Source organism: Stenotrophomonas sp. STEN023, assembly GCF_056760135.1.
The window spans coordinates 1-21,063 of record NZ_JBRREF010000080.1 but is presented as its reverse complement, the minus strand read 5'-3'; the positions used below and the strand labels follow the sequence as shown (position 1 = coordinate 21,063).

At 63.4% G+C, this 21,063-nt stretch carries 18 protein-coding genes; 8 read left to right on the top strand and 10 right to left on the bottom strand.

Annotation, left to right across the window (positions count from 1 at the left end; all coding sequences use genetic code 11):
- Nucleotides 1-199: 199 nt before the first annotated feature.
- The 4 genes from ACVOLV_RS18085 to ACVOLV_RS18070 all read right to left on the bottom strand — a co-directional run bounded on the left by ACVOLV_RS18085 (nucleotide 200) and on the right by ACVOLV_RS18070 (nucleotide 3,486).
- Nucleotides 200-1,423, bottom strand: a complete 1,224-nt coding sequence (locus ACVOLV_RS18085; protein WP_481555569.1) for a DUF445 domain-containing protein — start codon at nucleotides 1,421-1,423, stop codon at nucleotides 200-202.
- Nucleotides 1,424-1,489: 66 nt separating this feature from the next.
- On the bottom strand, nucleotides 1,490-1,912 hold the full coding sequence (locus tag ACVOLV_RS18080; protein WP_481555568.1) for a hypothetical protein: 423 nt from the start codon (nucleotides 1,910-1,912) through the stop codon (nucleotides 1,490-1,492).
- Nucleotides 1,909-2,553 (bottom strand): DUF5671 domain-containing protein, encoded by a 645-nt coding sequence (locus tag ACVOLV_RS18075; protein ID WP_481555567.1) that lies wholly within the window; start codon nucleotides 2,551-2,553, stop codon nucleotides 1,909-1,911. The genes ACVOLV_RS18080 and ACVOLV_RS18075 overlap by 4 nt, the downstream gene beginning before the upstream one ends.
- A gap of 51 nt (nucleotides 2,554-2,604) precedes the next feature.
- Complete coding sequence (locus ACVOLV_RS18070; RefSeq protein ID WP_481555566.1) at nucleotides 2,605-3,486, bottom strand: ParB N-terminal domain-containing protein; 882 nt, start codon at nucleotides 3,484-3,486, stop codon at nucleotides 2,605-2,607.
- Nucleotides 3,487-3,641: 155 nt separating this feature from the next.
- Between ACVOLV_RS18070 and ACVOLV_RS18065 the strand changes: the two genes are divergently transcribed.
- On the top strand, nucleotides 3,642-5,144 hold the full coding sequence (locus ACVOLV_RS18065) for an aldehyde dehydrogenase (protein ID WP_481555565.1): 1,503 nt from the start codon (nucleotides 3,642-3,644) through the stop codon (nucleotides 5,142-5,144).
- A 151-nt stretch (nucleotides 5,145-5,295) separates the two neighbouring features.
- Here ACVOLV_RS18065 and ACVOLV_RS18060 read toward each other — a convergent pair whose 3' ends face one another.
- The 3 genes from ACVOLV_RS18060 to ACVOLV_RS18050 form a co-directional block, all read right to left on the bottom strand.
- Nucleotides 5,296-5,730 carry a PepSY domain-containing protein gene (locus tag ACVOLV_RS18060; protein WP_481555564.1) on the bottom strand — a complete coding sequence of 145 codons (435 nt, stop codon included), beginning with the start codon at nucleotides 5,728-5,730 and terminating at the stop codon, nucleotides 5,296-5,298.
- Nucleotides 5,731-6,141: 411 nt separating this feature from the next.
- Nucleotides 6,142-8,109, bottom strand: coding sequence for an oleate hydratase (locus ACVOLV_RS18055; RefSeq protein WP_481555563.1), 1,968 nt, complete (start codon nucleotides 8,107-8,109; stop codon nucleotides 6,142-6,144).
- Between the two features lie 132 nt (nucleotides 8,110-8,241).
- Entirely contained in the window at nucleotides 8,242-8,868 is a 627-nt protein-coding gene (locus tag ACVOLV_RS18050) for a hypothetical protein (RefSeq protein ID WP_481555562.1), read from the bottom strand.
- A gap of 171 nt (nucleotides 8,869-9,039) precedes the next feature.
- On the opposite strand from ACVOLV_RS18050, the gene ACVOLV_RS18045 reads away from it, so the two are divergent.
- A complete protein-coding gene (locus tag ACVOLV_RS18045; RefSeq protein ID WP_481555561.1) occupies nucleotides 9,040-10,338 on the top strand; it encodes an MFS transporter in 1,299 nt (432 codons plus the stop codon).
- A 137-nt stretch (nucleotides 10,339-10,475) separates the two neighbouring features.
- Here the strand turns inward: ACVOLV_RS18045 and ACVOLV_RS18040 are convergent, their stop codons facing one another.
- The 3 genes from ACVOLV_RS18040 to ACVOLV_RS18030 form a co-directional block, all read right to left on the bottom strand.
- A complete protein-coding gene (locus ACVOLV_RS18040; protein ID WP_481555560.1) occupies nucleotides 10,476-10,937 on the bottom strand; it encodes a bacteriohemerythrin in 462 nt (153 codons plus the stop codon).
- Nucleotides 10,938-11,057: 120 nt separating this feature from the next.
- Nucleotides 11,058-12,386 carry a sensor domain-containing diguanylate cyclase gene (locus ACVOLV_RS18035; RefSeq protein WP_481555559.1) on the bottom strand — a complete coding sequence of 443 codons (1,329 nt, stop codon included), beginning with the start codon at nucleotides 12,384-12,386 and terminating at the stop codon, nucleotides 11,058-11,060.
- 117 nt (nucleotides 12,387-12,503) lie between these two features.
- A complete protein-coding gene (locus tag ACVOLV_RS18030) occupies nucleotides 12,504-13,796 on the bottom strand; it encodes an NAD(P)/FAD-dependent oxidoreductase (RefSeq protein ID WP_481555558.1) in 1,293 nt (430 codons plus the stop codon).
- Nucleotides 13,797-13,964: 168 nt separating this feature from the next.
- Here ACVOLV_RS18030 and ACVOLV_RS18025 point away from each other — a divergent pair, with 168 nt between their 5' ends.
- The 6 genes from ACVOLV_RS18025 to ACVOLV_RS18000 all read left to right on the top strand — a co-directional run bounded on the left by ACVOLV_RS18025 (nucleotide 13,965) and on the right by ACVOLV_RS18000 (nucleotide 21,027).
- The gene (locus tag ACVOLV_RS18025; protein ID WP_481555557.1) at nucleotides 13,965-14,729 is read left to right on the top strand and encodes a gamma-glutamyl-gamma-aminobutyrate hydrolase family protein; all 765 of its coding nucleotides are present in this window, start codon (nucleotides 13,965-13,967) and stop codon (nucleotides 14,727-14,729) included.
- On the top strand, nucleotides 14,726-16,120 hold the full coding sequence (locus tag ACVOLV_RS18020) for a glutamine synthetase family protein (protein WP_481555556.1): 1,395 nt from the start codon (nucleotides 14,726-14,728) through the stop codon (nucleotides 16,118-16,120). The genes ACVOLV_RS18025 and ACVOLV_RS18020 overlap by 4 nt, the downstream gene beginning before the upstream one ends.
- Before the next feature lie 228 nt (nucleotides 16,121-16,348).
- A complete protein-coding gene (locus ACVOLV_RS18015; RefSeq protein ID WP_481555555.1) occupies nucleotides 16,349-17,473 on the top strand; it encodes a polyamine ABC transporter substrate-binding protein in 1,125 nt (374 codons plus the stop codon).
- Between the two features lie 658 nt (nucleotides 17,474-18,131).
- Nucleotides 18,132-19,262, top strand: a complete 1,131-nt coding sequence (locus tag ACVOLV_RS18010; protein ID WP_481555554.1) for an ABC transporter ATP-binding protein — start codon at nucleotides 18,132-18,134, stop codon at nucleotides 19,260-19,262.
- Entirely contained in the window at nucleotides 19,259-20,185 is a 927-nt protein-coding gene (locus ACVOLV_RS18005; protein ID WP_481555553.1) for an ABC transporter permease subunit, read from the top strand. Before ACVOLV_RS18010 ends, ACVOLV_RS18005 begins: the two co-directional genes overlap by 4 nt.
- On the top strand, nucleotides 20,182-21,027 hold the full coding sequence (locus ACVOLV_RS18000) for an ABC transporter permease subunit (protein ID WP_296253173.1): 846 nt from the start codon (nucleotides 20,182-20,184) through the stop codon (nucleotides 21,025-21,027). The genes ACVOLV_RS18005 and ACVOLV_RS18000 overlap by 4 nt, the downstream gene beginning before the upstream one ends.
- The last annotated feature ends 36 nt before the right edge of the window (nucleotides 21,028-21,063 follow it).

Genomic DNA, 21,063 nt, shown 5'->3' with positions numbered 1-21,063 from the left:
CGTCCGTGTGTCTCCGCCGGCCCCCACACTTCCGGCGGCGTTTTTTCGGGGGCGCTCCCGCCGCGAAGCTCGTGTGCACTCAAATAACCGGTTCGGTTGCAATCAGGAAGCGCGCTTGGCGTGTGCGGATCGTGGGGAAATGCGATGGCCTGATGGGATGCAGGCTTCGCGGCTGACGCCGCTCCTACTAACCGTTTCGTCAGAATTTCAGCCAGCCGGTCAGGGCATGCAGCAACAGGCCGATCAGGCCGCCTACCAGGGTGCCGTTGTAGCGGATGTATTGCAGGTCGCGGCCGACGCTGAGCTCCAACTGTTCCACCAGCTTCTTTTCATCCCATGCCTTCACGGTCTGGGCGATATGGCTGGTGACGCCGCTGCGCAGGCGATTGGTCAGCTTTTCGGCACCCGCCAGCATGTGCTGGTTCAAGGCGTCGCGCAGGGCCGGATCGTTGCCGATGCTGGTGCCGAGCTTGCCAAGGCTGCGCTCCAGGTGGCCTGCCAACACCGAATCTTCGCGAGACAGATCCGTGCGCAGATAGTCATGCACGCGCTGCCACAAACCCTGCACGTATTCCTGCACCGCCGGGTGATCGATCACCTGCTGCTTCAACGCGTCGACTTTCGCTGCCAAGGCGGGATCTTCGCGCAGGCGGCGGATGTAATCGGCGATCCATGCAGCGTAGTCCTGGCGCAGCGGATGCTCCGGCTGCGAGAGGATGGCCTGCAGTTCTTCCAGCCCTGCGCGCGCCAGCCTGTCGGCCAATGAGTCGCCGATTTCGTCGATGGGCTTGACCCAGTCCACCGTGCTGGCCAGCTTCGGCCACTCCTTGCGGATGTAACGCACGATCAGGGCCGAGGCCTGTTGCCGCACCTTGTCGTTGTCCAGCCAGTGCGCGATGCGGGTCAGCCCTTCGTCGAGCACGCGCTGATGGCGGTTGTCGGCAGTCAGCAGGCCGAGTAGTTCGCCCGCGGTTCCTGCTGCGTTCCACTGCCGCAGCTGCGCCACCACGAAGCCCTGGATGGAACGACGCACGGCTGCTTCATCGAGCAGGTCCAATGCCTGCACCGCCCAGCCACGCGCCATGCCAGCCAGCATCTTGGCCTGCGCTGGTTGTGCCAACCATTCGCCCAGACGGGTGGCCGGGTCGAATACTTTCAGCTTGGCCAGCAGCGCTTCCGGCTCCAGGAAGTGGTCGCGGACGAACACCGCCAGGCTGTCGGCGATGCGCTCCTTGTTGCGCGGGATGATGGCGGTATGCGGAATCGGCAGGTTCAGTGGCCGCCGGAACAGGGCGACCACCGCAAACCAGTCAGCCAAGGCGCCTACCGTCGCCGCCTCACAGAAGGCACCTACCCAGGCCCAGATACCGCGTTCGCCGTTGATGTGGCTGACAACGAACCCCGCCAGCATCGCCAGCAGCATTGCCACGGCGTATAGCTTGAGCCGCCTCAGTTGCGCGCGGCGCGGATCGTCCTGGAGGCTCACGGTTTACTCGCCGTCCTTCTTGCTCACGGTGCGGCGGAAGCAGTGATTGCCCGCTGGGTGCGCCCATTCGCCGGCACGTTGGGGGCCGTCCGCGGTACTGGTGTCGAACTGCGCACACAACTCGTAATGGGTGGCATCCAATGTCCGGTAGTTGTAGTCGGGCCCACCCGCGGGATCCTTGTAGGTCAGGATCATGCCCGGTTGCGCGGCCAAGGCGAGGATGTTGGGCGGCAGGGTGTCGTTCTCGCGCCAGTAGTTGCCGGCTGCGATTTCCAGCGTGCGCAGATGTGACACGCGCGCATCATCAAGTCGCTTGAGCCGCTGCTGCGACGGTGAATCGATGACCCAGACACCGGCTGCAATTGCGGCTGCAGTGACGATGCCGGTCGCCCAGAGTACGCGGGTGCCCCAAGCAGTGCGGCTCATGCCTCGACCTCCTCTTGGCGCAGGTCCCACAGGTAATAACCGAACACAGTGCCGGCAATGACGCCGACCACCAGTACCTTGAGCACGAAGCGCACACTGAGGTCGCCACCGAGCAGATTGAAGACCAACGCAGTCAGGTCGCCGATCAACACAGTGGCCGCAACGAACAGGGTCAGATAGGTCAGCCAGCGACGTACCGGCGACAAGCGCTTGATTGGATGCTTGTCCACGTCGCGGCTGACGCGATGGGCGGCGAAGACAAACACCGGGAAGGCGATCACCAGTGCCGAGATCGCCCAGCGGATGCCACCGCTCAGTCGCATCAATTGCCAATCGGGGTCGGCCGGGTCGGGCAGGGCGTACTGGATCAACTGGAACAGCAGGCTGCCCAGGTTCCAGGCAAAGAAATACAGCGTGCTGAACAGCACCAGATAGGCGAAGGCTTCGCGTGCAGACAAGGAAGCGCGTGGGCGCGGCACCGGCAGCGGGAAGTCGACCTCGGCCCAGCCATCGAGTACGCCGCTGATCTGCTGTTCGCTCCAGCCGGCAGCCAGCAGCGCACTGCTGACCTGCTGGCGGCTGTGTCCGCGCATCAAGGCGTCGCGGACAAAGGTTTCTAGTTCGGGGGAGGCCGAGGCCATCACATGCTCCTTGCGTGGATGACTGCAGCCTAGGGTGCCGGCTCAGCGCAATCAAGCGTCGCTGGGTTCTTCGACCTGTGCGGCCAGCATGCGCGCGCGCAGTGCATCCAGCTCCATGCGCAGCGCCTGGTTCTCGGCGGTGAGTGAGGTGATGCGCTGGCGCAGGGCCTGTACTTCGGCGCTGTCGCTACTGCCATCGAGGCCATCGGCTTCGGCCATGCTCAGCGGCTGTGCGTCATCATCGGCATCGTCACGCGCTGCCTTGGGCTTGCGCTTGGCATCACGCACGCGCTTGGCCGCTTGCTTGAGCTCGTCCTTGCCGCCACGCGCCGCTGCGCGCTGCTCGTCCTCAGGCAGGCTGGCCACGGTAGCGGCAGCGCTGAGCGAGATCGCGCCGACGCGCATCGCTTCGATTACCTCGGCGGTGGCGTGATCGTGGATCTTCTCGATCATCGTCACCTGGCTTGGGCTGAGCTTGGCTTCGCGGGCCAGATCGGCCTTGGACAGCTTGGGCGCCGGATCCCACGGCGGGCTGTCGGCATCGGCGGCGGCGCTGGGCGCAGCCTCACCTTCGCTCTCACGACGCAGCTGTTCCTGCTCGCTGCGGCGACGGGTCTCCAGGATGTCGCGCTTGCGCAGGGCGAGCACGCCACGCTGGTAGTCGGAAACACTGCGACGGCCCAGGTGCTGCTCGATCATCCACAGATGAACGTCGTCCATCGACTTGAAACGGGTGTTCTGCACGGTGTTGAACGGGATGCCGTGCTTGGAACAGATGCCGTAACGGTTGTGGCCGTCGATCAGCACATCGCCCCACAGCACCAGCGCGTCGCGGCAGCCCTCGGCCAGCAGACTGCGCTCCAGCGCGTCATGCTCGTCCTGCGTGAGCGGATCGATATAGGCCTTGAGTTCTTCGTTGACGATGATGTCCATGAGCGCTGCCGGAAACGTGGAGCGGCATTGTGAAGCCCGCAGGGGCCGCGGCCAACCCTTGTATTTGTCGAAAATAACAGGTCCGTGCCGGTGCCCTACGGTGGCCGGCGTACCATGACGCCCAGTAGCAAAGCCTTCGTCACCGGAAGAACCACATGAACAGTCCCCAGATCCGTGAGCAGTGGCAGACGCTTGCCGACAGTCTGTCACTGCGCACCCGCGCGTTCATAAATGGCCAGTACGTGGATGCCGCATCAGGGGCCACGTTTGACTGCGTCAGCCCGATCGACGGGCGTGTGCTGGGGCAGATTGCTGATGGCGGCCAGATCGACATTGATCACGCGGCGGCGGCGGCGCGACGCAGTTTCACTGCCGGCCATTGGGCCGGGTTGAAGCCAGCCAAGCGCAAGCAGGTATTGCTGAAGCTGGCAGCCCTGGTGGAGGCGCACGCCGATGAGCTGGCCTTGTTGGAAACCCTGGATATGGGCAAGCCGGTGGCGCAGGCGCGGCGGGTCGATATCGGTGGGGTGGTCCGCTGCATCCAGTGGACGGCGGAGGCGGTGGACAAGCTCTACGGCGAGGTCGCACCGACCGGTGCCAACGAGCTGGGCTTGATCACCCGCGAGCCGCTGGGCGTGGTCGGTGCGATCGTGCCGTGGAATTTCCCGCTGCTGATGGCCGCGTGGAAAGTCGCACCGGCATTGGCGGCGGGCAACTCGGTAGTGCTGAAGCCGTCCGAGAAATCGCCGTTGAGCGCGTTGCGCTTTGCCGAGCTGGTCAGCGAGGCCGGTGTTCCGGATGGTGTGTTCAACGTGGTGCCTGGCAACGGCAAGGGTGCTGGCGAGCCTTTGGCGCTGCACATGGATGTGGACGGATTGGTGTTCACCGGTTCCACTGCGGTCGGCAAGCGCTTGCTGCAATGTGCCGGCCTGTCGAACATGAAGCGCGCCTACATGGAGTGCGGCGGCAAGAGCCCGAACATCGTGTTTGCCGATGCGCACGATCTGGACAAGGCGGCCGAAGCGGCGGCGAGCGCGATCTTCTACAACCAGGGCGAGGTATGCACGGCAGGATCGCGCCTGTTGGTGGAGCGCTCGATCAAGGATGCGTTCGTCGCCAAGGTCATCGAGCATGGCCGACACATGCAGCCCGCACATCCGTTCGAGCCGAAGGCGGCGATGGGTGCGATGGTGGATGAGGCGCAGACACAGCGCGTGTTGGGCTATGTGGGGAAGGGTACCGAGGAAGGCGCGCGTCTGTTGCTGGGCGGCAAGCGTGCGGAGGTCGTTGCTGGCGGTTGCTATATCGAACCAACGGTGTTTGATGAGGTGAGCCCGCAGCAAAGCATCGCGCGCGAAGAGATATTCGGGCCGGTGTTGTCGGTGATTGCGTTCGACGGTGAACAGCAGGCGCTGCAGCTGGCCAACGACACCGAGTACGGCTTGGCTGCAGGTGTGTGGACGCGCGATGTGTCGCGCGCGCACCGGCTTGCGCGTGGACTGCGTGCGGGTAGCGTGTGGGTGAATTATTGGGATGGTGGTGACATGACTGCGCCGTTCGGTGGTTACAAGCAATCCGGCAATGGACGCGACAAGTCCTTGCATGCCTTCGACAAGTACACCGAGATGAAGGCGACCTGGATCAATCTGGAGGGCTGATGCGCTCCCTCCCTTTGGCGTAGCCAAGGGGAGGGCTGGGGAGGGGTTGGCTGTTGATCTTCGGTTCTTGCGTTTGAAGCCTTGCAAGCAACAGCAAAAACGACCCCCTCCCAACCTCCCCCTTGGCTGCGCCAAAGGGGGGGGGCAGTTGTTACTCCTTCTCCTGTGCAACCACGGCGCCAGTTGCCGGGTCCAGTCGCACCTCTACCTTCTCGCCGCTGACGGTCTTGCCCTTGGCTTTCCACATGCCATCGTCCAGCTTTACATCGCTGACATCGGTATAGCCTGCGCTGGATAGCTGCGCGCGGATATCCGCCTCGCCCAGCTGCGACACGGCCTTGTCCGGGTAAACAGTACCGTTGCGCGGATCAAGCTTCACGTCGACCTTCTTGCCATCTGCACTTCTCGCATCCGCTTCCCACATGCCGTCCTCGAACCTGACGTCCTTGATGTCGGTATAGCCCTGCGACTCCAGGTGCGCGCGCACCTGCGGCGCGGTCAATGCATCCTGGGCCTGGGCGATGCCGTTGCCGGCCAATGTCAGTGCGGCTGCAATCAAAGCGGTACGTAGCGGTCGGTTGGTCATTGGTCTGCTCCTTCGGGTTCATCGCGCTTCTGGCGCGGGATCAACCCTAACCTCGGCAACCTGTATCAATCCGTGAATTGTCGTGGTTTCAGTGCGTGGCAATCGGATGCGGTTAATCGATGTGCAAGCGATGGAAAAAAAATGTTTTCGGAGTGTTCAATACGTGCGCGGACGATGCTTGGGCCAGCGCGCAACAACAGGCAGTCGTAGTGCCGAGCCATGCTCGGCAAGGGCCTCACCCGTAGCCTGCCTGCGTGCAGGTTTGTGGGAGCGACGTCAGTCGCGAAGCCGATACATCATCTGATCGCAGAGCTGCTTGTCTCTGATGTGATGCGTGCTTCGCGGCTTACGCCGCTCCCACAGTTTTTCACCTGGTTTGTAGCCAGGTGCCCTGCGCTACTTCATCAGGCTTCAGTCATCGCCACGCTTGCGCAACTGACCCGCAAAACGATCCAGCCACTGCGCGAATCCCTGCAATACCGCGCCGCCCTTGTCCTTTAGCCCAGCCAGTTCCGCTTCAAGCCGTTCGCGGCGGGTGGACTCGCCTTCGTTGCTGGGCAACGGCGGCAGGATGTGGGCGAAGTAGGTATCGCCCAGGAATTTGTGCAACAAGCGTTCGCCGATGAATGGCTCGCCGTTGTTGAGTGCGCGCGCACCCTTGAGCAGGTTGCGGATGTCGTACTGGGTTGGGCTGAGATCGGGAACCTGTTTTGGCAGGTCGAGCAGGCTGTAGACCGCGATGCGTGCGGTGCGCACCGAGCTTTCCATGGTGAACACCACATCGTTTGCTGTTTCAACGAACTGGCCAACCAGGGCCAGGTTGGTGGAGCCGGCCGGCACCACATGCGGGCGGTCGCCGGCCGCGCGTGGCATGAACTGAGCGGTGATGTACGGCATCAGTGCCAGCCGCACCTTGGTATGCGGAATGATGGCATCGAGCTGATCGGTAATGCCCAGGTGGTGGCAGAGCTCGGCTACGATCTCGCGTCCCGTGCATTCGGGCATGGTCTTCTTGATGAAGTTGCCGGGCTGGTCCATCAACAGTGCGTATACCCACATCACCACCGTGTCCTTGGGCTGGCCGGGGAAATGCGGCTGACGGTTGATGGTGACGCTCAATACCCAGTTGGAATCGGTGAAGGTGATGATGCCGCCGGTTGCGGTGCGGCCTGATGTCGGATCGTTGACCGAGAGCTCGCGCAGCTTGTCCACCAGCGGCGACGGCTTGCAGGTGAGCGTGGCCGACTCCCACATCGAGCGATCGATGTCACCACAGAACTTGTCAGGCTTGCCGAATACCGGCGAGTGCTTGGCAAGGTTTCGCCACAGGCCCCAGCTGCTGCCTTCGGCCGGGCCGCCGTGGCGCTTCTTCAACACCGGCACCGTTTCAATATCGCCGTAGGCGGTGTCTTCGGTCATCGAGCCGGTCAGCGCAATGACCAGGTCACGCGGTGCGACGGCGAGTCGACCTTCGCCATTGCTGTCACGCGTATGCAGCGCGGTGACGGTGCGCTGCTCGCCCTGTACATCGAAGTCCATGTCCAGCACCTGGGTGCCGAGCTTCACCTGTACGCCCTTCTCGCGCAGCAGCTTGATCAGCGGGGTGACGAAGGTGTCGTACTGGTTGAACTTGGGGAAGACCAACGTGGACATGTCGCCGAAGCCATCGATGGCATCGAGGAAGCGATGCATGTAGAGCTTCATCTCCAGCAGGCTGTGCCAGTTCTCGAAGGCGAACATCGAGCGGAACAGGAACCAGAAATTGCTGGCCAGGAAGCCTTCGCTGAAATGATCCTCGATGGTCAGGTCGTCGAGCTGGTCCTTGCGCTTGAGCAGCAGGCTGACCACTTCCCATTGCTGCTTGCGGTTCAGGCCGAAGCGGGTGAAGTCGGGCAACACCTGGCCCTGCTTGTGCATCAGCCGCGACTTGGACCAGTTCGGGTCGGCGTCGTTGGCAAGCCGGTATTCGTCGAGCACGCTGAAGCCTTCCGGCAGCTCCAATGCCGGCACGTCCTGGAACATGTCCCACAGGTTGTCGTAGTTCCAGTTCATCTCGCGGCCGCCGCGCACGATGTAGCCGTCCTCGGGGTTGCCGGCGCCGTCCAGCGAGCCGCCCTCGATACCGGCGCCTTCGATGATGGTGATGTTCTCGCCGGGCATATGGCCGTCGCGGATCAAATAGAACGCCGCTGCCATGCCGGCGATGCCGCCGCCGACGATCCATGCCTTGCGCGTCTGGATGCCCTCGGTAGGCAATGGCTTGAAGCGCTGGTAGTTGCCGACCATGTCCGGGGGCGGCAACGTATTCAGCGGGGTGTTGTGCCAGTAAGCGGCGGTGGCGTCGGCTTCGTGCTCAAAACGCGGGGTGGATTCTGTCATGAGGTTCTCCAAACGGTGGGGGAGTGCACAACGAACCAACCGAGCCTAAACAGCGTTTGGCCCGGATGGGTTACATATCCGTAAATCGTGGGCATTGCCTGCTGTGATCGTGTGTGAGCAATGGCGGTGGTTTCAGCGGCAGCGCGCGCTTTCCTGCAGCAGCGCGCTGCGCAGGGCGTCGCGGTCGCGCTCGTTCACCGCGTTCTGGAAGTAGTTCACGTCACTCCGGCTGAGGCTGCAGGGGTCTATCTCGTAGCCTGGCGGCCAGAAACCGAGATAGCTGGCCACGCCCTGGATCATCTGCCGTGGGCTCATCTGTGGCTTCAGGCGGAAGTAGCGCGGCCTGTGCTGAAAGGCCGGGTCTTCATTGAGGCGCCGGAATGCATGCGGGGCGAAGGTATCGGCGGTCACCGCGGTGCCGCCAACGGCAGCATCGGAAATGGCCAGGTTCAAGGGCTGTTGGGCCGGCGCCGCGGATTGCGGCGCTACCGGCTGCAGTTGCTGGCTCGGCGAACGCCGGGAGTGCGAGCTGGTCGCCGGCGTGCTGTTCGACGCCACGGACGCGGCAGGCTGGGCTGCGACGGCCGGGAGCGGAGGGCGCGGTAACCAGCGCAGGCTGATGCGCACTTCATCATCTGGCCGGGCCAGCGGCTCTGGTTGCAACAACCAGAAAGCAATACTGCCGTGGACAGCAAACACCACGATCACCGCGCTCAGGTGCGGCAGGGGGTGCCGGATACGTCTGGAAGTTGTCGACATCGGCGATGCGTCCATGCGGGGGCCGGTGCTGTGACCGCCAATGATGACAATGGTTCCGGGCAACCGATGCGGATCCGGCCTGCTCGTCAAGCGACCGTGTCGGCTGCAACCAAATAATGGTCGGCGCGGCGCTGCATGGCAGACTGCGGCCATTGCCCGCCTGTCATGACCATGTCGAACGCCGCCAGCTCCGTCCCTCTGAACTCCCCGCGCCGCGTTTTGGCGGCCAGCCTGATCGGCACCACCATCGAATTCTTCGATTTCTATATCTACGCCACCGCGGCGGTACTGGTGTTTCCCAAGCTGTTCTTCCCGGAAAGCAGCAACGATGCCGCGCTGCTGCAGTCGCTGGCGACGTTCGCGGTGGCCTTCATTGCGCGGCCGGTGGGCTCGGCGGTGTTCGGGCATTACGGCGACCGGATCGGGCGCAAGGCTACGCTTGTGGCGGCGCTGCTGACGATGGGCTTGTCGACGGTGGCAATCGGCCTGCTGCCGACCTATCACGACATCGGGGTGACCGCGCCGCTGTTGTTGGCCTTGTGCCGTTTCGGACAGGGCCTCGGGCTGGGCGGGGAGTGGGGCGGCGCGGTGTTGCTGGCGACCGAGAACGCACCGCCTGGCAAGCGTGCCTGGTACGGCATGTTCCCGCAGCTGGGTGCGCCGCTGGGCTTCCTGCTGTCGGCCGGTACCTTCCTGCTGCTGGGGCGGGTGCTGGATGACGCCAGCTTCCTGGCCTGGGGCTGGCGCGTGCCATTCATTGCCAGTGCGCTGTTGGTGATCGTCGGCCTGTGGGTGCGTTTGAACATCCGCGAGACACCGGATTTCCAGAAGGCGCTGGATAACGGCCAGCGCGTGCGCCTGCCGATGCGCGAGGTGCTGGTCACCCATGGTTTTGCCGTGGTCGCGGGTACCTTGGCGGCGTTCGCCACCTTCGTGCTGTTCTACCTGATGACGGTGTTCACGCTGGGCTTTGGCACCTCGGCGCTGGGCTATGCGCGCGAAGACTTCCTGCTGATGCAGATGGTCGGCATCCTGTTCTTCGCCGCTGGCATCCCGTTGGCGGCGCTGTACGGCGATCGTCATGGCACGGTGAGAGCGATGTTGTGGGCGACGCTGGGCATCTTCGTGTTCGGTCTGCTGTTCCAGCCCTTGTTCCAGGCTGGCCATTCGTTGCAGGTAGTACTGTTCCTGTCGCTGGGCCTGTTCCTGATGGGCCTGACCTACGGCCCCTGCGGCACCATGCTGGCCAGCCTGTATCCGGTGCAGGTGCGCTATACCGGCGCATCCTTGTCGTTCAATCTGGCCGGTATTCTTGGTGCCGCCCCTGCGCCCTATGCGGCGACCTGGCTGGCGGGGAAGTTCGGCATTGCCGCCGTTGGCGGCTACCTCTGTGTCACCGCGCTGTTGACCGGGCTGGCCTTGCTTGCAATCGGCCGTTGGCAGCAGCAGGGTGCCGCAGGGACGCCGTAAGTCGCGACTATCGCCGGTCCCACACAAGACCGGCGACGTGTGCGCCTTGCGGCGTTCCTGCAGCGATAAAACGCAGGAGCGGCGTGGCGGTGATATCTGGAGGGATGTCCGCAACCGCGCCGGTCCTGCAAAACCATTCAGCGGAACAACCGCTTCAATGTGCGTCCCAGCCAGCTGCCTTCCTGGTGATCCTTGGCGAACTGGTTGAGGTGGCGCTTGACGTGTTCGGCATAGGCCTTGTCGTCACCGCGGATGTGGTTGAACAGCCAGCGCGAGAGCATGTTGCGCAGTTCGTCAGTGACGTCCTCGCCGGATTGGAAACGCATGCGGTACTCGGACACGCGCTTGCCGAACACTTCATGCACACGCTTGTGTGCAGCGCAGAACGGGTAGCCGGCTTCTTCCATGAGTTCTTCCTCGAAGGCAAAGTGCGACATGGTGTAGTCCACCAGTTCGTCGATGACTTCCGCCACGGCTACCTGTTCCAGGCTTTTCTGGGCAACGTGCAGGTGGTTGAGCATCTCCACGATGCGCATGTGCTGATGGTCGATGACATCGACGCCCGTATTGAGATCGTCCTGCCAGATCAGTAGTGCCACCGCTGCTTCTCCCCGTGTGCTTTGAGTTGCACTGTAGGGAGCAGGCCGGGCAGGCGCGTTGATCTGGATCAATGCCAGCGTTCGGGCACTGATCTCATTCAGATCTCATGCGGGCCTGCGTCAGTGCGTGTCAGCGCTGCAGACGCGGTTGCGGCCGCCAGCCTTGGCCAGGTAGAGCTGGCGATCTGCTTCGGTGATGAGCTGGTGCAGATTACCGCTGTGCAAGGGCATGCGGCAGACGCCGATGCTGACCGTCATGCTCAGGATGTTGTCGCCGAACGGGAGCTGCAGATCGGCGACTGCCTGGCGCACTTTTTCGAAGTGCGCAGCGCTGGCAGCTGCATCCATGCCGCTGACCATCAGGCAGAACTCCTCGCCGCCAAAGCGCGAGCTGATGTCCTGGCTGCGGGTATTGGCCTGCAATACCGAGGCGACGGCGCGGATGGCCTGGTCGCCGGCCTCGTGGCCAAGGCTGTCGTTGATGTGCTTGAAGTGATCGATGTCGACCATCGCCACGGCAACCATGCCGCCATTGTTGACCGCGCTGAGCTGGCGTTGGCTCTGTTCGAGGAAGCTGCGGCGGTTGGGCAGGCCGGTCAGGAAGTCACGCGTAGCCAGATCCTGCAAGGTGCCGATCAGTTCCAGCTGGTCCACGTTCTGCGAGACGCGGCAGAAGAACTCTTCGCGCGAGAAGGGCTTGCGCAGGAAATCATTGGCACCGTTCTTGAGGAAGCGTGGAATCAGCGACGGGTCCGAATTGCCGGAGATGCCAATCACTGCCACTTTGTCGCGAGCGCGCAGTGCGCGCAGCCTACGGGTCAGCTCAACACCCTGCATGCCGGGCATTTCCTCGTCGACGATGACCAGTCGAATCGCCGGATCAGCTTCGATCGCGCGCAGCGCCGAAAGGCCGTCGTCGGCCTCGATGACGTGGTAGCCGTACATCGCCAGCAAGGCAGCGGCATAGGCGCGTGCTGAAGGTGAGTCGTCCACGACCAGCGCCGCGATGCGGCGGTTGCGCTCCATGCGCTGCACCAGCCAGACCAGGTAGTCGATGCTGCCTGGTGTGTTCTTCAATACGTAGTCGATGATCTGCTGTTGCAGCACCCGCTTGCGCAGATCCTCGTCATAGACGCCGCTGACCACGATGGTGGGCAGGCCACGGTTGACGAAATACTGCACCACCTGGTCGCGGTCACCATCGGCGAGCACCAGCCCGGTCAGGACCAGGAACCAGCCGTCTTCGCTGTCCAGCAGTTCACCGGCCTCGGCCAAGGTGGAGGCGACGCTGACCGACAGTTCCAGTCGCTGCTCGATGGCCTCGCGCAGCATCGTGGTGAAGGTGCGCGAGTTCTCCACCAGCAGGATGCGTTGCGGCAACGGCGCGATCGACGGGCTGTCGAAGGCGGCCTGTGGCGGGCTGGCGGTGGTGGCAAGAATAGGGAGCATCGGAACATGTAGCGGCCACTGGCACAGGAACTTGAGCGGCAATTAGGAGGGGGATAGCAGTGAGCGAAGCGGTCGTTCCCGATCTCCAGCGCCCGGTTCGCTGCTTCCGGTTTCAAGCTACCAGAGCAGGTCCCGCAGCTTGTACCAGGACATCGCCGCCACCAGCATCGGCATGCGCAAGACCTTGCCGCCGGGGAATACGCTGTGCGGGATGCGCTCGAACACGTCCAGGCGCTGCGCCTGGCCAGCAATGGCGGCGGCAATCACTTCACCGGCCAGGCCGGTGCTGGCCACGCCGTGGCCGGAGAAGCCCTGCGCGAAGTACACGTTCGGGGTAATCCGGCCCCAATGCGGGGCACGGTTGCGGGTGATGTCGATATAGCCGCCCCACACGTATTCCATCTCGACATCGGCCAACTGCGGGAATACCCGCCGCATACGCCGGGTCATGCTGGCGCGCAGCCCTGGCGGCGGCAGCGCCGAGTAATTGGCCTGGCCGCCGAACAGCAGGCGGTGGTCGCGGCTGAGCCGGAAGTAGTCCAGCGCCCAGTTCACGTCGGCCACGGCCATGTCGTTGCGGATCAGCGCCTTCGCACGTGCGGCGCCCAGCGGCTGGGTGGCGCCTATATAGGTGCCGACCGGCATCATCCGGGTTTCCAGCTCCGGTGCGATGTCCTGCAGCCAGGCGTTGCCGGCCAGTACGACGAAATCGGCATCGACCCGGCCCTGGGCGGTGATCAGCGCCGGTTGTGTGCCGCGCTCAAGCCGGGTGACCGGTGACTGTTCGTGGATGACGACGCCGGCCGCCTCGGCAGCGCGGGCCAGACCCTGCGCATAGGCGAGCGGATGCAGATGGCCGCTGGCTGCGTCGTACATGGCGCCGAGATAGCGTTCGCTGGCCAGTTCCTGCTGCAGGCGCGGGCGGTCCCACCATTCCAGCGGGTAGTCGTAGCGCTGCGCCATGCGCTCGATGTCGGCGCGCAGGGCGCGTTCCTGGCGCGGATGGATCGGCACGCTGGCATGGCCGTCGCGCCAGTCGCAGTCGATGCCATGCCTGCCGATGCGCTGCTTGAGCATCTGCATGCCGTCGCGCGAGAAGTCGAACAGCAGGCGCGCATCGGCGTCGCCGACCAGCGCTTCCAGCGTGTCCTGCTCGCAGCCGTAGCCAACAATCGTCTGGCCGCCATTGCGGCCTGAAGCGCCCCAGCCAACACGCTCGGCCTCCAGTACGGTGACTTTGTAGCCCTTTTCGGCCAAGGCCAGTGCGGCGGTCAGGCCGGTATAGCCGGCACCGAGCACGGCCACGTCGGCGCGCGCCTGCCCACGCAGGGGCGCACGTGCTGGAAGATCGGGTTGGCTGGCGGCATACCAGCTCGGGGGATATACGGATGCAGCGGCGTCCACGGACATCAGGCCGAATCAGGGGCGGGAAGTGTAACGATACCGGCGCATGCGGCGTGCGCAGGCCGGTGAAGAACCTGTGTAGTGTGCCTTGCGTTACTTGAATGCCGGATGGCGCTTGGTTGCCTAATCAGCGGGGCAGGGGTAGCGTGCAGGCACGTCTCAAGAGCTTCATCCATGGCCAGCCTGCCGCTGGTCGGCTTGCCTACCGACAGCAAACCGATCGGGTCCCATCCGTTTCTTGTCGTTGGTGAAAAGTATGTGCGCGCCGTTGTTGACGGTGCGCTGGCCACGCCGCTGCTGCTGCCAATGCTGCAACCGCCGCTGCCGGCCGAGGCGTGGTTGGCGACGCTGGACGGCCTGCTATTGACCGGTGCAACCAGCAACATCGAGCCGCATCACTACGATGGCGGTGACAGCTGGCCGGGCAATCCGCATGACCCTGCGCGCGATGCCAATGTGTTCGGGCTGATCCCGCAGGCACTGGCGTTGGGCATGCCGATACTGGCTATCTGCCGTGGTTTCCAGGAGATCAATGTCGCCTTTGGCGGCAGCCTGCATCCGAAAGTGCATGAAGTGCCCGGGCTGGCTGATCACCGTGAAAACCCAGCGTCATCGTTGCAGGTGCAGTATGGTCCGGCACATGGCTTGATCCTGAGTCCCGGCGGCTTGCTGGCAGGCATTGCCGGTGGCAGCGAGGTAATGGTCAATTCGGTGCACGGGCAAGGTGTTGCCCGGCTGGGCGAGGGGCTGCAGGTCGAAGCCCGCGCGCCGGATGGGCTGATCGAGGCGTTTCGTGGCACTGGCCGGTCGTTCCTGCTCGGCCTGCAGTTTCACCCGGAGTGGCGGGTTACCGAGAACCCGTTCTATCTGGGCATATTCCAAGCCTTCGGCGAGGCCTGTCGCCGCTATCGGTCAAACAAACAAGTTGGTTCCCCATGACGTCGCGCCCCCGCACCCGCAGCCGTAAAACCGCCATCGCCGTACAGGAAGAAAGCCTGCTGCTGCGCTGGCTCAAGGAACGGCACATCACCGAGGTCGAATGCCTGGTGCCTGATATCACCGGTAACGCGCGCGGCAAGATCATCCCGGCCGACAAGTTCTCGCATGACTACGGCACGCGCCTGCCGGAAGGCGTATTCGCCACAACGGTGACCGGCGAATACCCGGACGACTATTACGAGCTTACCTCGCCAGCTGACGCGGACATGATCCTGCGGCCGGATCCTGACACCGTGCGCATGGTGCCATGGGCCACGGATCCGACTGCACAGATCATTCACGACTGCTACACCAAAAGCGGCCAACCGCATGAGCTGGCACCGCGCAATGTTCTGCGACGGGTGCTGGCTGCGTATGAAGCGCTGGGGCTGAAGCCGGTGGTCGCGCCGGAGGTTGAGTTCTTCCTGGTGCAGAAGAACACCGACCCGGATTTCCCGCTGCTGCCGCCCGCCGGCCGCTCCGGTCGCCCGGAGACCGCGCGGCAGTCGTACTCGATCGATGCGGTCAATGAATTCGATCCCATCCTCGATCTGATGTACGACTATTGCGATGCGATGAAGCTGGACGTGGACACCTTGATCCACGAATCTGGCGCCGCGCAGCTGGAAGTGAACTTCACCCACGATGGCGCGATGTCACTGGCCGACCAGGTGTTCCTGTTCAAGCGCACCATGCGTGAGGCCGCGCTGCGCCATGGCATCTATGCCACCTTCCTGGCCAAGCCAATGGAGACCGAGCCGGGCAGTGCCATGCACATCCACCAGAGCCTGGTGCGCATTGCCGACGGCCGCAATGTATTTGCCGGCCATGCCGAAGGTGAGTACAGCGAGACTTTCGACAACTATCTGGCCGGCCTGCAGAAGTACGTGCCGGCGGCGATGGCTTTCTTCGCTCCGAACGTGAATTCCTATCGCCGGCTGGTATTCGGCGAGGTATCGCCGAGCAATGTGGAGTGGGGTTTCGACAACCGCACCTGCGGCCTGCGCGTGCCGATGGATAGCCTGGAGAACAACCGCGTTGAAAGCCGTTTTGCCGGTTCCGACGCCAATCCCTATCTGGCGATGGCGGCCACGCTGGCCTGTGGCCTGCTCGGCATCCGCGAGAAGCTGACTCCGACACCGCCCATCACCGGCAACGCCAAGGAGCTCGGCTACGAACTGCCGCGCTCGCTGGGCGAGTCGCTGGATGCACTGGAGGGCTGCGATGCCCTGCAGGAGCTGCTGGGGCGGCGCTTCTGCCGCGCCTATGTTTCGGTAAAGCGCAAAGAGTACGAAACCTTCTTCCGCGTGATCAGCTCCTGGGAGCGCGAGTTCCTGCTGTTGAATGTTTGACCGCGAGGCTTGTCTCCCTCCCTTTTGCGCAGCAAAGGGGAGGGTTGGGGAGGGGTAGCTCTGCTGTAGCGTTTCAAGCATTGCCGGCTTCGCGGCTCACGCCGCTCCTACAACCGCCGAAGCCATACACCCTTCTTCTACACATGAAGCGGCCGCAGATGGGACAATATGCCCACCTCCCGGCTTGGCCGGTCCCCCATACCGCTCCCGGATCACACTGGAGAACCCATGAATCTGCGCATTCTGACCGTTGGTGTCGCCATTTCCCTGCTTGCTGCCTGCGGCGGCAAGGAACCCGGCGCCAAGCCCGCTGAAGGCGGCGAGGCCAAGGTCCTCAATGTCTATAACTATTCGGACTACATCGCCGAAGACACCATCCCGAACTTCGAGAAGTCGACCGGCATCAAGGTCACCTACGACGTGTTCGACAGCGACGAGATGGTCGAGACCAAGTTGCTGACCGGCGACAGCGGCTACGACATCGTGGTGCCGACGTTGAACTTCTTCGGCCGCCAGATCCAGGCCGGCGTGTTCCTGCCGCTGGACAAGAGCAAGATCCCGAACCTGGCCAACCTCGATCCGGCGGTGATGCAGCGCATCGCCGGCCAGGACCCGGGCAACCAGTACGGCGTGCCGTACATGATGGGCAGCACCGGCATCGGCTACAACGTGGCCAAGCTGAAGGAGCGTTTTGGCGGCAGCGCCGACATCGCCAACAGCTGGGACCTGGTGTTCAAGCCGGAAAACATCGCCAAGATGAAGGACTGCGGCGTGACCCTGCTGGACACCCCGGCCGACATGATCCCGGTGGCCCTGCATTACCTGGGCGAAGACCCGCATAGCGCCGACCCGGCCGTGCTGCAGAAGGCGGCTGACCTGCTCAAGTCGATCCGTCCGTACGTGCAGAACTTCCACTCCTCGCAGTACGTGGGTTCGCTGGCCAACGGCAGCACCTGCCTGGTGGTGGGCTGGTCGGGTGACATCATCCAGGCCCGTGACCGTGCCGAAGAGGCCAAGAACGGCGTGGAAGTGGCGTATTCCATCCCCAAGGAAGGCGCACCGCAGTGGTTCGACATGCTGGCCATCCCCAAGGACGCCAAGCACCCGGGCAATGCTTACGCCTTCATCAACTACCTGCTGCAGCCGGACGTTGCCGCCAAGAACACCAACGTGACCCACTACGCCAACCCGGTGAAGTCGGCAACTTCGCTGGTCGATCCGGCCATCCGCGACGACAAGACCATCTACCCGGCTGAAGATGTGGCCGCCAAGATGTTCACCTATGCGATCAACAGCCCGGAGACGGACAAGCTGTACACCCGTCTGTGGACCGAGGTTAAGACCGGCCGTTGATTTCAGGCAGGTTTAGGGGCTGATCCTTACAACGCCTCCCTCTTGCAGGGAGGCGTTGTTGTTTGTGGCGTTCGCGGCCAACCGGTTGCCAGTGGAGAAGGCGAGGCAGGGCTTGTCTCCCTCCCTTTGGCGCAGCCAAGGGGAGGGTTGGGGAGGGGGAGGCTTCTGGGGCCTTCGGGTATTGCCAGCTTCGCGGCTCACGCCGCTCCTACAGCGGCCCTGCCGAGCATGGCTCGGCACTACATGGGTGTTTGCAGGCCGCAAGGCTTGTCTCCCTCCCTTTGGCGCAGCCAAGGGGAGGGCTGGGGAGGGGGGAGCTCTGTTGCTCTGCGGGAATTGCCAGCTTCGCGGCTGGCTCCGCTCCTACAAATGTCGCTGGGAACGCCCCTGCCGAGCATGGCTCGGCACTACAGTGGCGCCCGCAGGCAGCGGCTTGACTGGGCTTGGCTTGCCTCCCTCCCATTGGCGTAGCCAAGGGGAGGGTTGGGGAGGGGTAAGCTCTGTGGCCTTTCGGGCATTGCCAGCTTCGCGGCTGACGCCGTTCCTACAAGGCGCAGGGCTTCATGTGAGCCCCAACCGCCACAGCCAGCGGTGTCGCCCGCAAATTCAGGGGCTACACTACGCGCGTTTGTTCATCTGCCCGCTTCCGGAGCCCTACATGCCCGTTGACGCCAAGCCAGAGGCCATCGCTTTGAACAGCGAGCCCGGCTACCTGTCCATCCGCGATCTGCGCAAGGAATTCGATGGCTTCGTCGCCGTCGACGACGTCAACCTGGACGTGCGCAAGGGCGAGATATTCGCTCTACTGGGCGGTTCGGGCAGCGGCAAGTCCACCCTGCTGCGCTGCCTGGCCGGCTTCGAAACCCCGACCAAGGGCACGATCCTGCTCGACGGCCAGCCGATCACCGCGCTGCCGCCGTACGAGCGTCCGATCAACATGATGTTCCAGTCTTATGCGCTGTTCCCACACATGACGGTGGAGCAGAACATCGCCTTCGGCCTGAAGCAGGACGGCATGGCCAAGGACGCCATTGCCCGCCGCGTTGGCGAGATGCTGGAGTTGGTGCAGCTGGAAAAGCTGGGCAAGCGCAAGCCGCACCAGCTTTCCGGCGGCCAGCAGCAGCGTGTGGCGCTGGCCCGCTCGCTGGCCAAGAGTCCCAAGCTGCTGTTGCTGGACGAACCGATGGGCGCGCTGGACAAGAAGCTGCGCTCGAAGATGCAGCTGGAACTGGTCAACATCATCGAGCAGCTTGGCGTGACCTGCGTGATGGTCACCCATGACCAGGAAGAAGCCATGACCATGGCCACCCGCATCGCGGTGATGGACCAGGGCTGGATCCAGCAGATCGGCAAGCCGGATGACATCTACGAGCAGCCGGCCAACCGCTTCGTCGCTGGCTTCATCGGTTCGGTGAATTCGTTTGAAGGCGTGATCGACGAGGACCTGCCCGAATACGTCACTGTGCGCACCGCCGACTTCCCGGCGCCGATCTACGTCGGCCACGGCATCACCGGTTACGAAGGCCAGCCGGTGGCCTTCGCGCTGCGTCCGGAGAAGGTGCATATCGCCAAGGAAGAGCCCGAAGGCGATACCAACAAAGCCTTCGGCGTGGTCGAGGACATTGCCTACTTCGGCAGTCACTCGGTCTATCACGTGCGGCTGCCCAGCGGTGCCAAGATCCTGTCCAATTTCGCCAACATGAAGCGCTGGGACAGCGACGGCATCACCTGGAACGACGAAGTATGGGTGTCCTGGGATGACAACGACGGCGTGGTGCTGACCTCATGAGCGCGACCAGCCCACTCACCAGCGGTTGGCGGAGGTGGCTGCCGGGTGCGCGCGCGGGTGTGATCGGCGTGCCTTATCTGTGGCTGCTGCTGTTCTTCGCGATCCCGTTCCTGATCGTCTTGAAGATATCCTTCGCCAAGATGGCGGTGGCGATGCCGCCGTATACCTCCATTGTGGAGTACGTGGACAATGCGTTCACGGTCAATCTCAACCTGGGCAACTACACAGCGCTGTTCACCGACAGCCAGTACATAGTTGCCTACCTGAGCTCGATCAAGATCGCGGTGATCTCCACGCTGCTGACCTTGTTGATCGGCTACCCGATGGCCTACGTGATCTCGCGCATGTCGCCGTCGGCGCGCAACATCGCGATGATGCTGGTGGTGCTGCCGTCGTGGACCTCGTTCCTGATCCGCGTCTATGCGTGGATCGGCATCCTCGACAGCAATGGCCTGATCAACCGCACGCTGATGAGCATTGGTCTGATCGACGAACCACTGCGCATCCTCTATACGCCGGTGGCGGCCTATATCGGCATCGTCTACTGCTATCTGCCGTTCATGGTGCTGCCGCTGTACGCCAATCTGGTCAAGCTCGACAACCGTTTGCTGGAAGCGGCCTACGACCTCGGCGCCAAGCCCTGGCAGGCCTTCGCGCGCATCACCTTGCCGCTGTCGCGCAGCGGCATCATCGCCGGCTGCATGCTGGTGATGATCCCGGCGGTGGGCGAGTTCGTGATCCCGGAAATGCTCGGCGGCCCTGATACGCTGATGATCGGCCGCGTGCTGTGGGGCGAATTCTTCAACAACCGCGACTGGCCGTTGGCTTCGGCGGTGGCGATCGTGATGCTGATCCTGCTGCTGATCCCCATCATCATCTTCAACCGTTCGCAGCAGCGTGAGCTGGAAGGGAAGCTGGCATGAGCATGACCCGGCGTAGTTCCTGGTTGGGTTGGAGCATCCTGCTGCTCGGCTTCGCCTTCCTGTACCTGCCTATCCTGTTGTTGATGGTGTACTCGTTCAACTCCTCGCGGCTGGCGACGGTATGGGCCGGCTTCTCCACGCAGTGGTACGGCGAGTTGTTCCGTGACCGGCAGCTGCTGCAGGCGGCCTGGATCAGCATCAAGATCGCGTTCTGGACCGCCTCGGCTTCGATGGTGATCGGCACCATGGCGGCGATGGCGATGACCCGCTTCAAGCGCTTCCCCAGCAAGACCATTTTTGGTGCGCTGGTGACCGCACCGCTGGTGATGCCGGAAGTGATCATCGGCCTGTCGATCCTGCTGATGCTGGTATCGATGGGTGGCCTGTTCGGCCTGCCGTCCAAGGGCGTGGTGGCGATCTGGATCGCGCATGTGACCTTCACCATCTCCTTCGTCACGGTGGTGGTGTCCTCGCGCCTGCAGGAGCTGGACCGTTCGCTGGAAGAAGCGGCGATGGACCTGGGTGCGAACCGGCTCAAGGTGTTCTTCCTGATCACCTTGCCGATCATCGCCCCGGCGCTGCTGTCCGGCTGGCTGTTGGCCTTCACCCTGTCGCTGGATGACGTGGTGATTGCCAGCTTCGTCGCCGGCCCCAGCTCGACCACACTGCCGATGAAGATCTTCGCCTCGGTACGCATGGGCGTGAGCCCGAAGATCAACGCCCTGGCCACGCTGATGGTGCTGGCGGTATCGACGGTGGCGGTGCTGGGTTGGTGGATCTCGGCCCGCGCCGACAAGCGACGCCAGCGCGACATGCAGCTGGCGCTGCAGGAAAACGGCTGAGAAGCCCTGTAGTGCCGAGCCATGCTCGGCAGAGGC

Excerpts from the sequence above, each read along its gene's own strand:
- ACVOLV_RS18075 (WP_481555567.1), bottom strand. The coding sequence starts at position 2,553 with ATGGCCTCGGCCTCCCCCGAACTAGAAACCTTTGTCCGCGACGCCTTG.
- ACVOLV_RS18005 (WP_481555553.1), top strand. The coding sequence starts at position 19,259 with ATGAGCGCGACCAGCCCACTCACCAGCGGTTGGCGGAGGTGGCTGCCG.
- ACVOLV_RS18055 (WP_481555563.1), bottom strand. The coding sequence starts at position 8,109 with ATGACAGAATCCACCCCGCGTTTTGAGCACGAAGCCGACGCCACCGCC.
- ACVOLV_RS18045 (WP_481555561.1), top strand. The coding sequence starts at position 9,040 with ATGTCGAACGCCGCCAGCTCCGTCCCTCTGAACTCCCCGCGCCGCGTT.
- ACVOLV_RS18070 (WP_481555566.1), bottom strand. The coding sequence starts at position 3,486 with ATGGACATCATCGTCAACGAAGAACTCAAGGCCTATATCGATCCGCTC.
- ACVOLV_RS18015 (WP_481555555.1), top strand. The coding sequence starts at position 16,349 with ATGAATCTGCGCATTCTGACCGTTGGTGTCGCCATTTCCCTGCTTGCT.
- ACVOLV_RS18035 (WP_481555559.1), bottom strand. The coding sequence starts at position 12,386 with ATGCTCCCTATTCTTGCCACCACCGCCAGCCCGCCACAGGCCGCCTTC.
- ACVOLV_RS18085 (WP_481555569.1), bottom strand. The coding sequence starts at position 1,423 with ATGCTGCTGGCGATGCTGGCGGGGTTCGTTGTCAGCCACATCAACGGC.
- ACVOLV_RS18025 (WP_481555557.1), top strand. The coding sequence starts at position 13,965 with ATGGCCAGCCTGCCGCTGGTCGGCTTGCCTACCGACAGCAAACCGATC.
- ACVOLV_RS18060 (WP_481555564.1), bottom strand. The coding sequence starts at position 5,730 with ATGACCAACCGACCGCTACGTACCGCTTTGATTGCAGCCGCACTGACA.
- ACVOLV_RS18080 (WP_481555568.1), bottom strand. The coding sequence starts at position 1,912 with ATGAGCCGCACTGCTTGGGGCACCCGCGTACTCTGGGCGACCGGCATC.
- ACVOLV_RS18000 (WP_296253173.1), top strand. The coding sequence starts at position 20,182 with ATGAGCATGACCCGGCGTAGTTCCTGGTTGGGTTGGAGCATCCTGCTG.
- ACVOLV_RS18050 (WP_481555562.1), bottom strand. The coding sequence starts at position 8,868 with ATGTCGACAACTTCCAGACGTATCCGGCACCCCCTGCCGCACCTGAGC.
- ACVOLV_RS18065 (WP_481555565.1), top strand. The coding sequence starts at position 3,642 with ATGAACAGTCCCCAGATCCGTGAGCAGTGGCAGACGCTTGCCGACAGT.
- ACVOLV_RS18020 (WP_481555556.1), top strand. The coding sequence starts at position 14,726 with ATGACGTCGCGCCCCCGCACCCGCAGCCGTAAAACCGCCATCGCCGTA.
- ACVOLV_RS18030 (WP_481555558.1), bottom strand. The coding sequence starts at position 13,796 with ATGTCCGTGGACGCCGCTGCATCCGTATATCCCCCGAGCTGGTATGCC.
- ACVOLV_RS18010 (WP_481555554.1), top strand. The coding sequence starts at position 18,132 with ATGCCCGTTGACGCCAAGCCAGAGGCCATCGCTTTGAACAGCGAGCCC.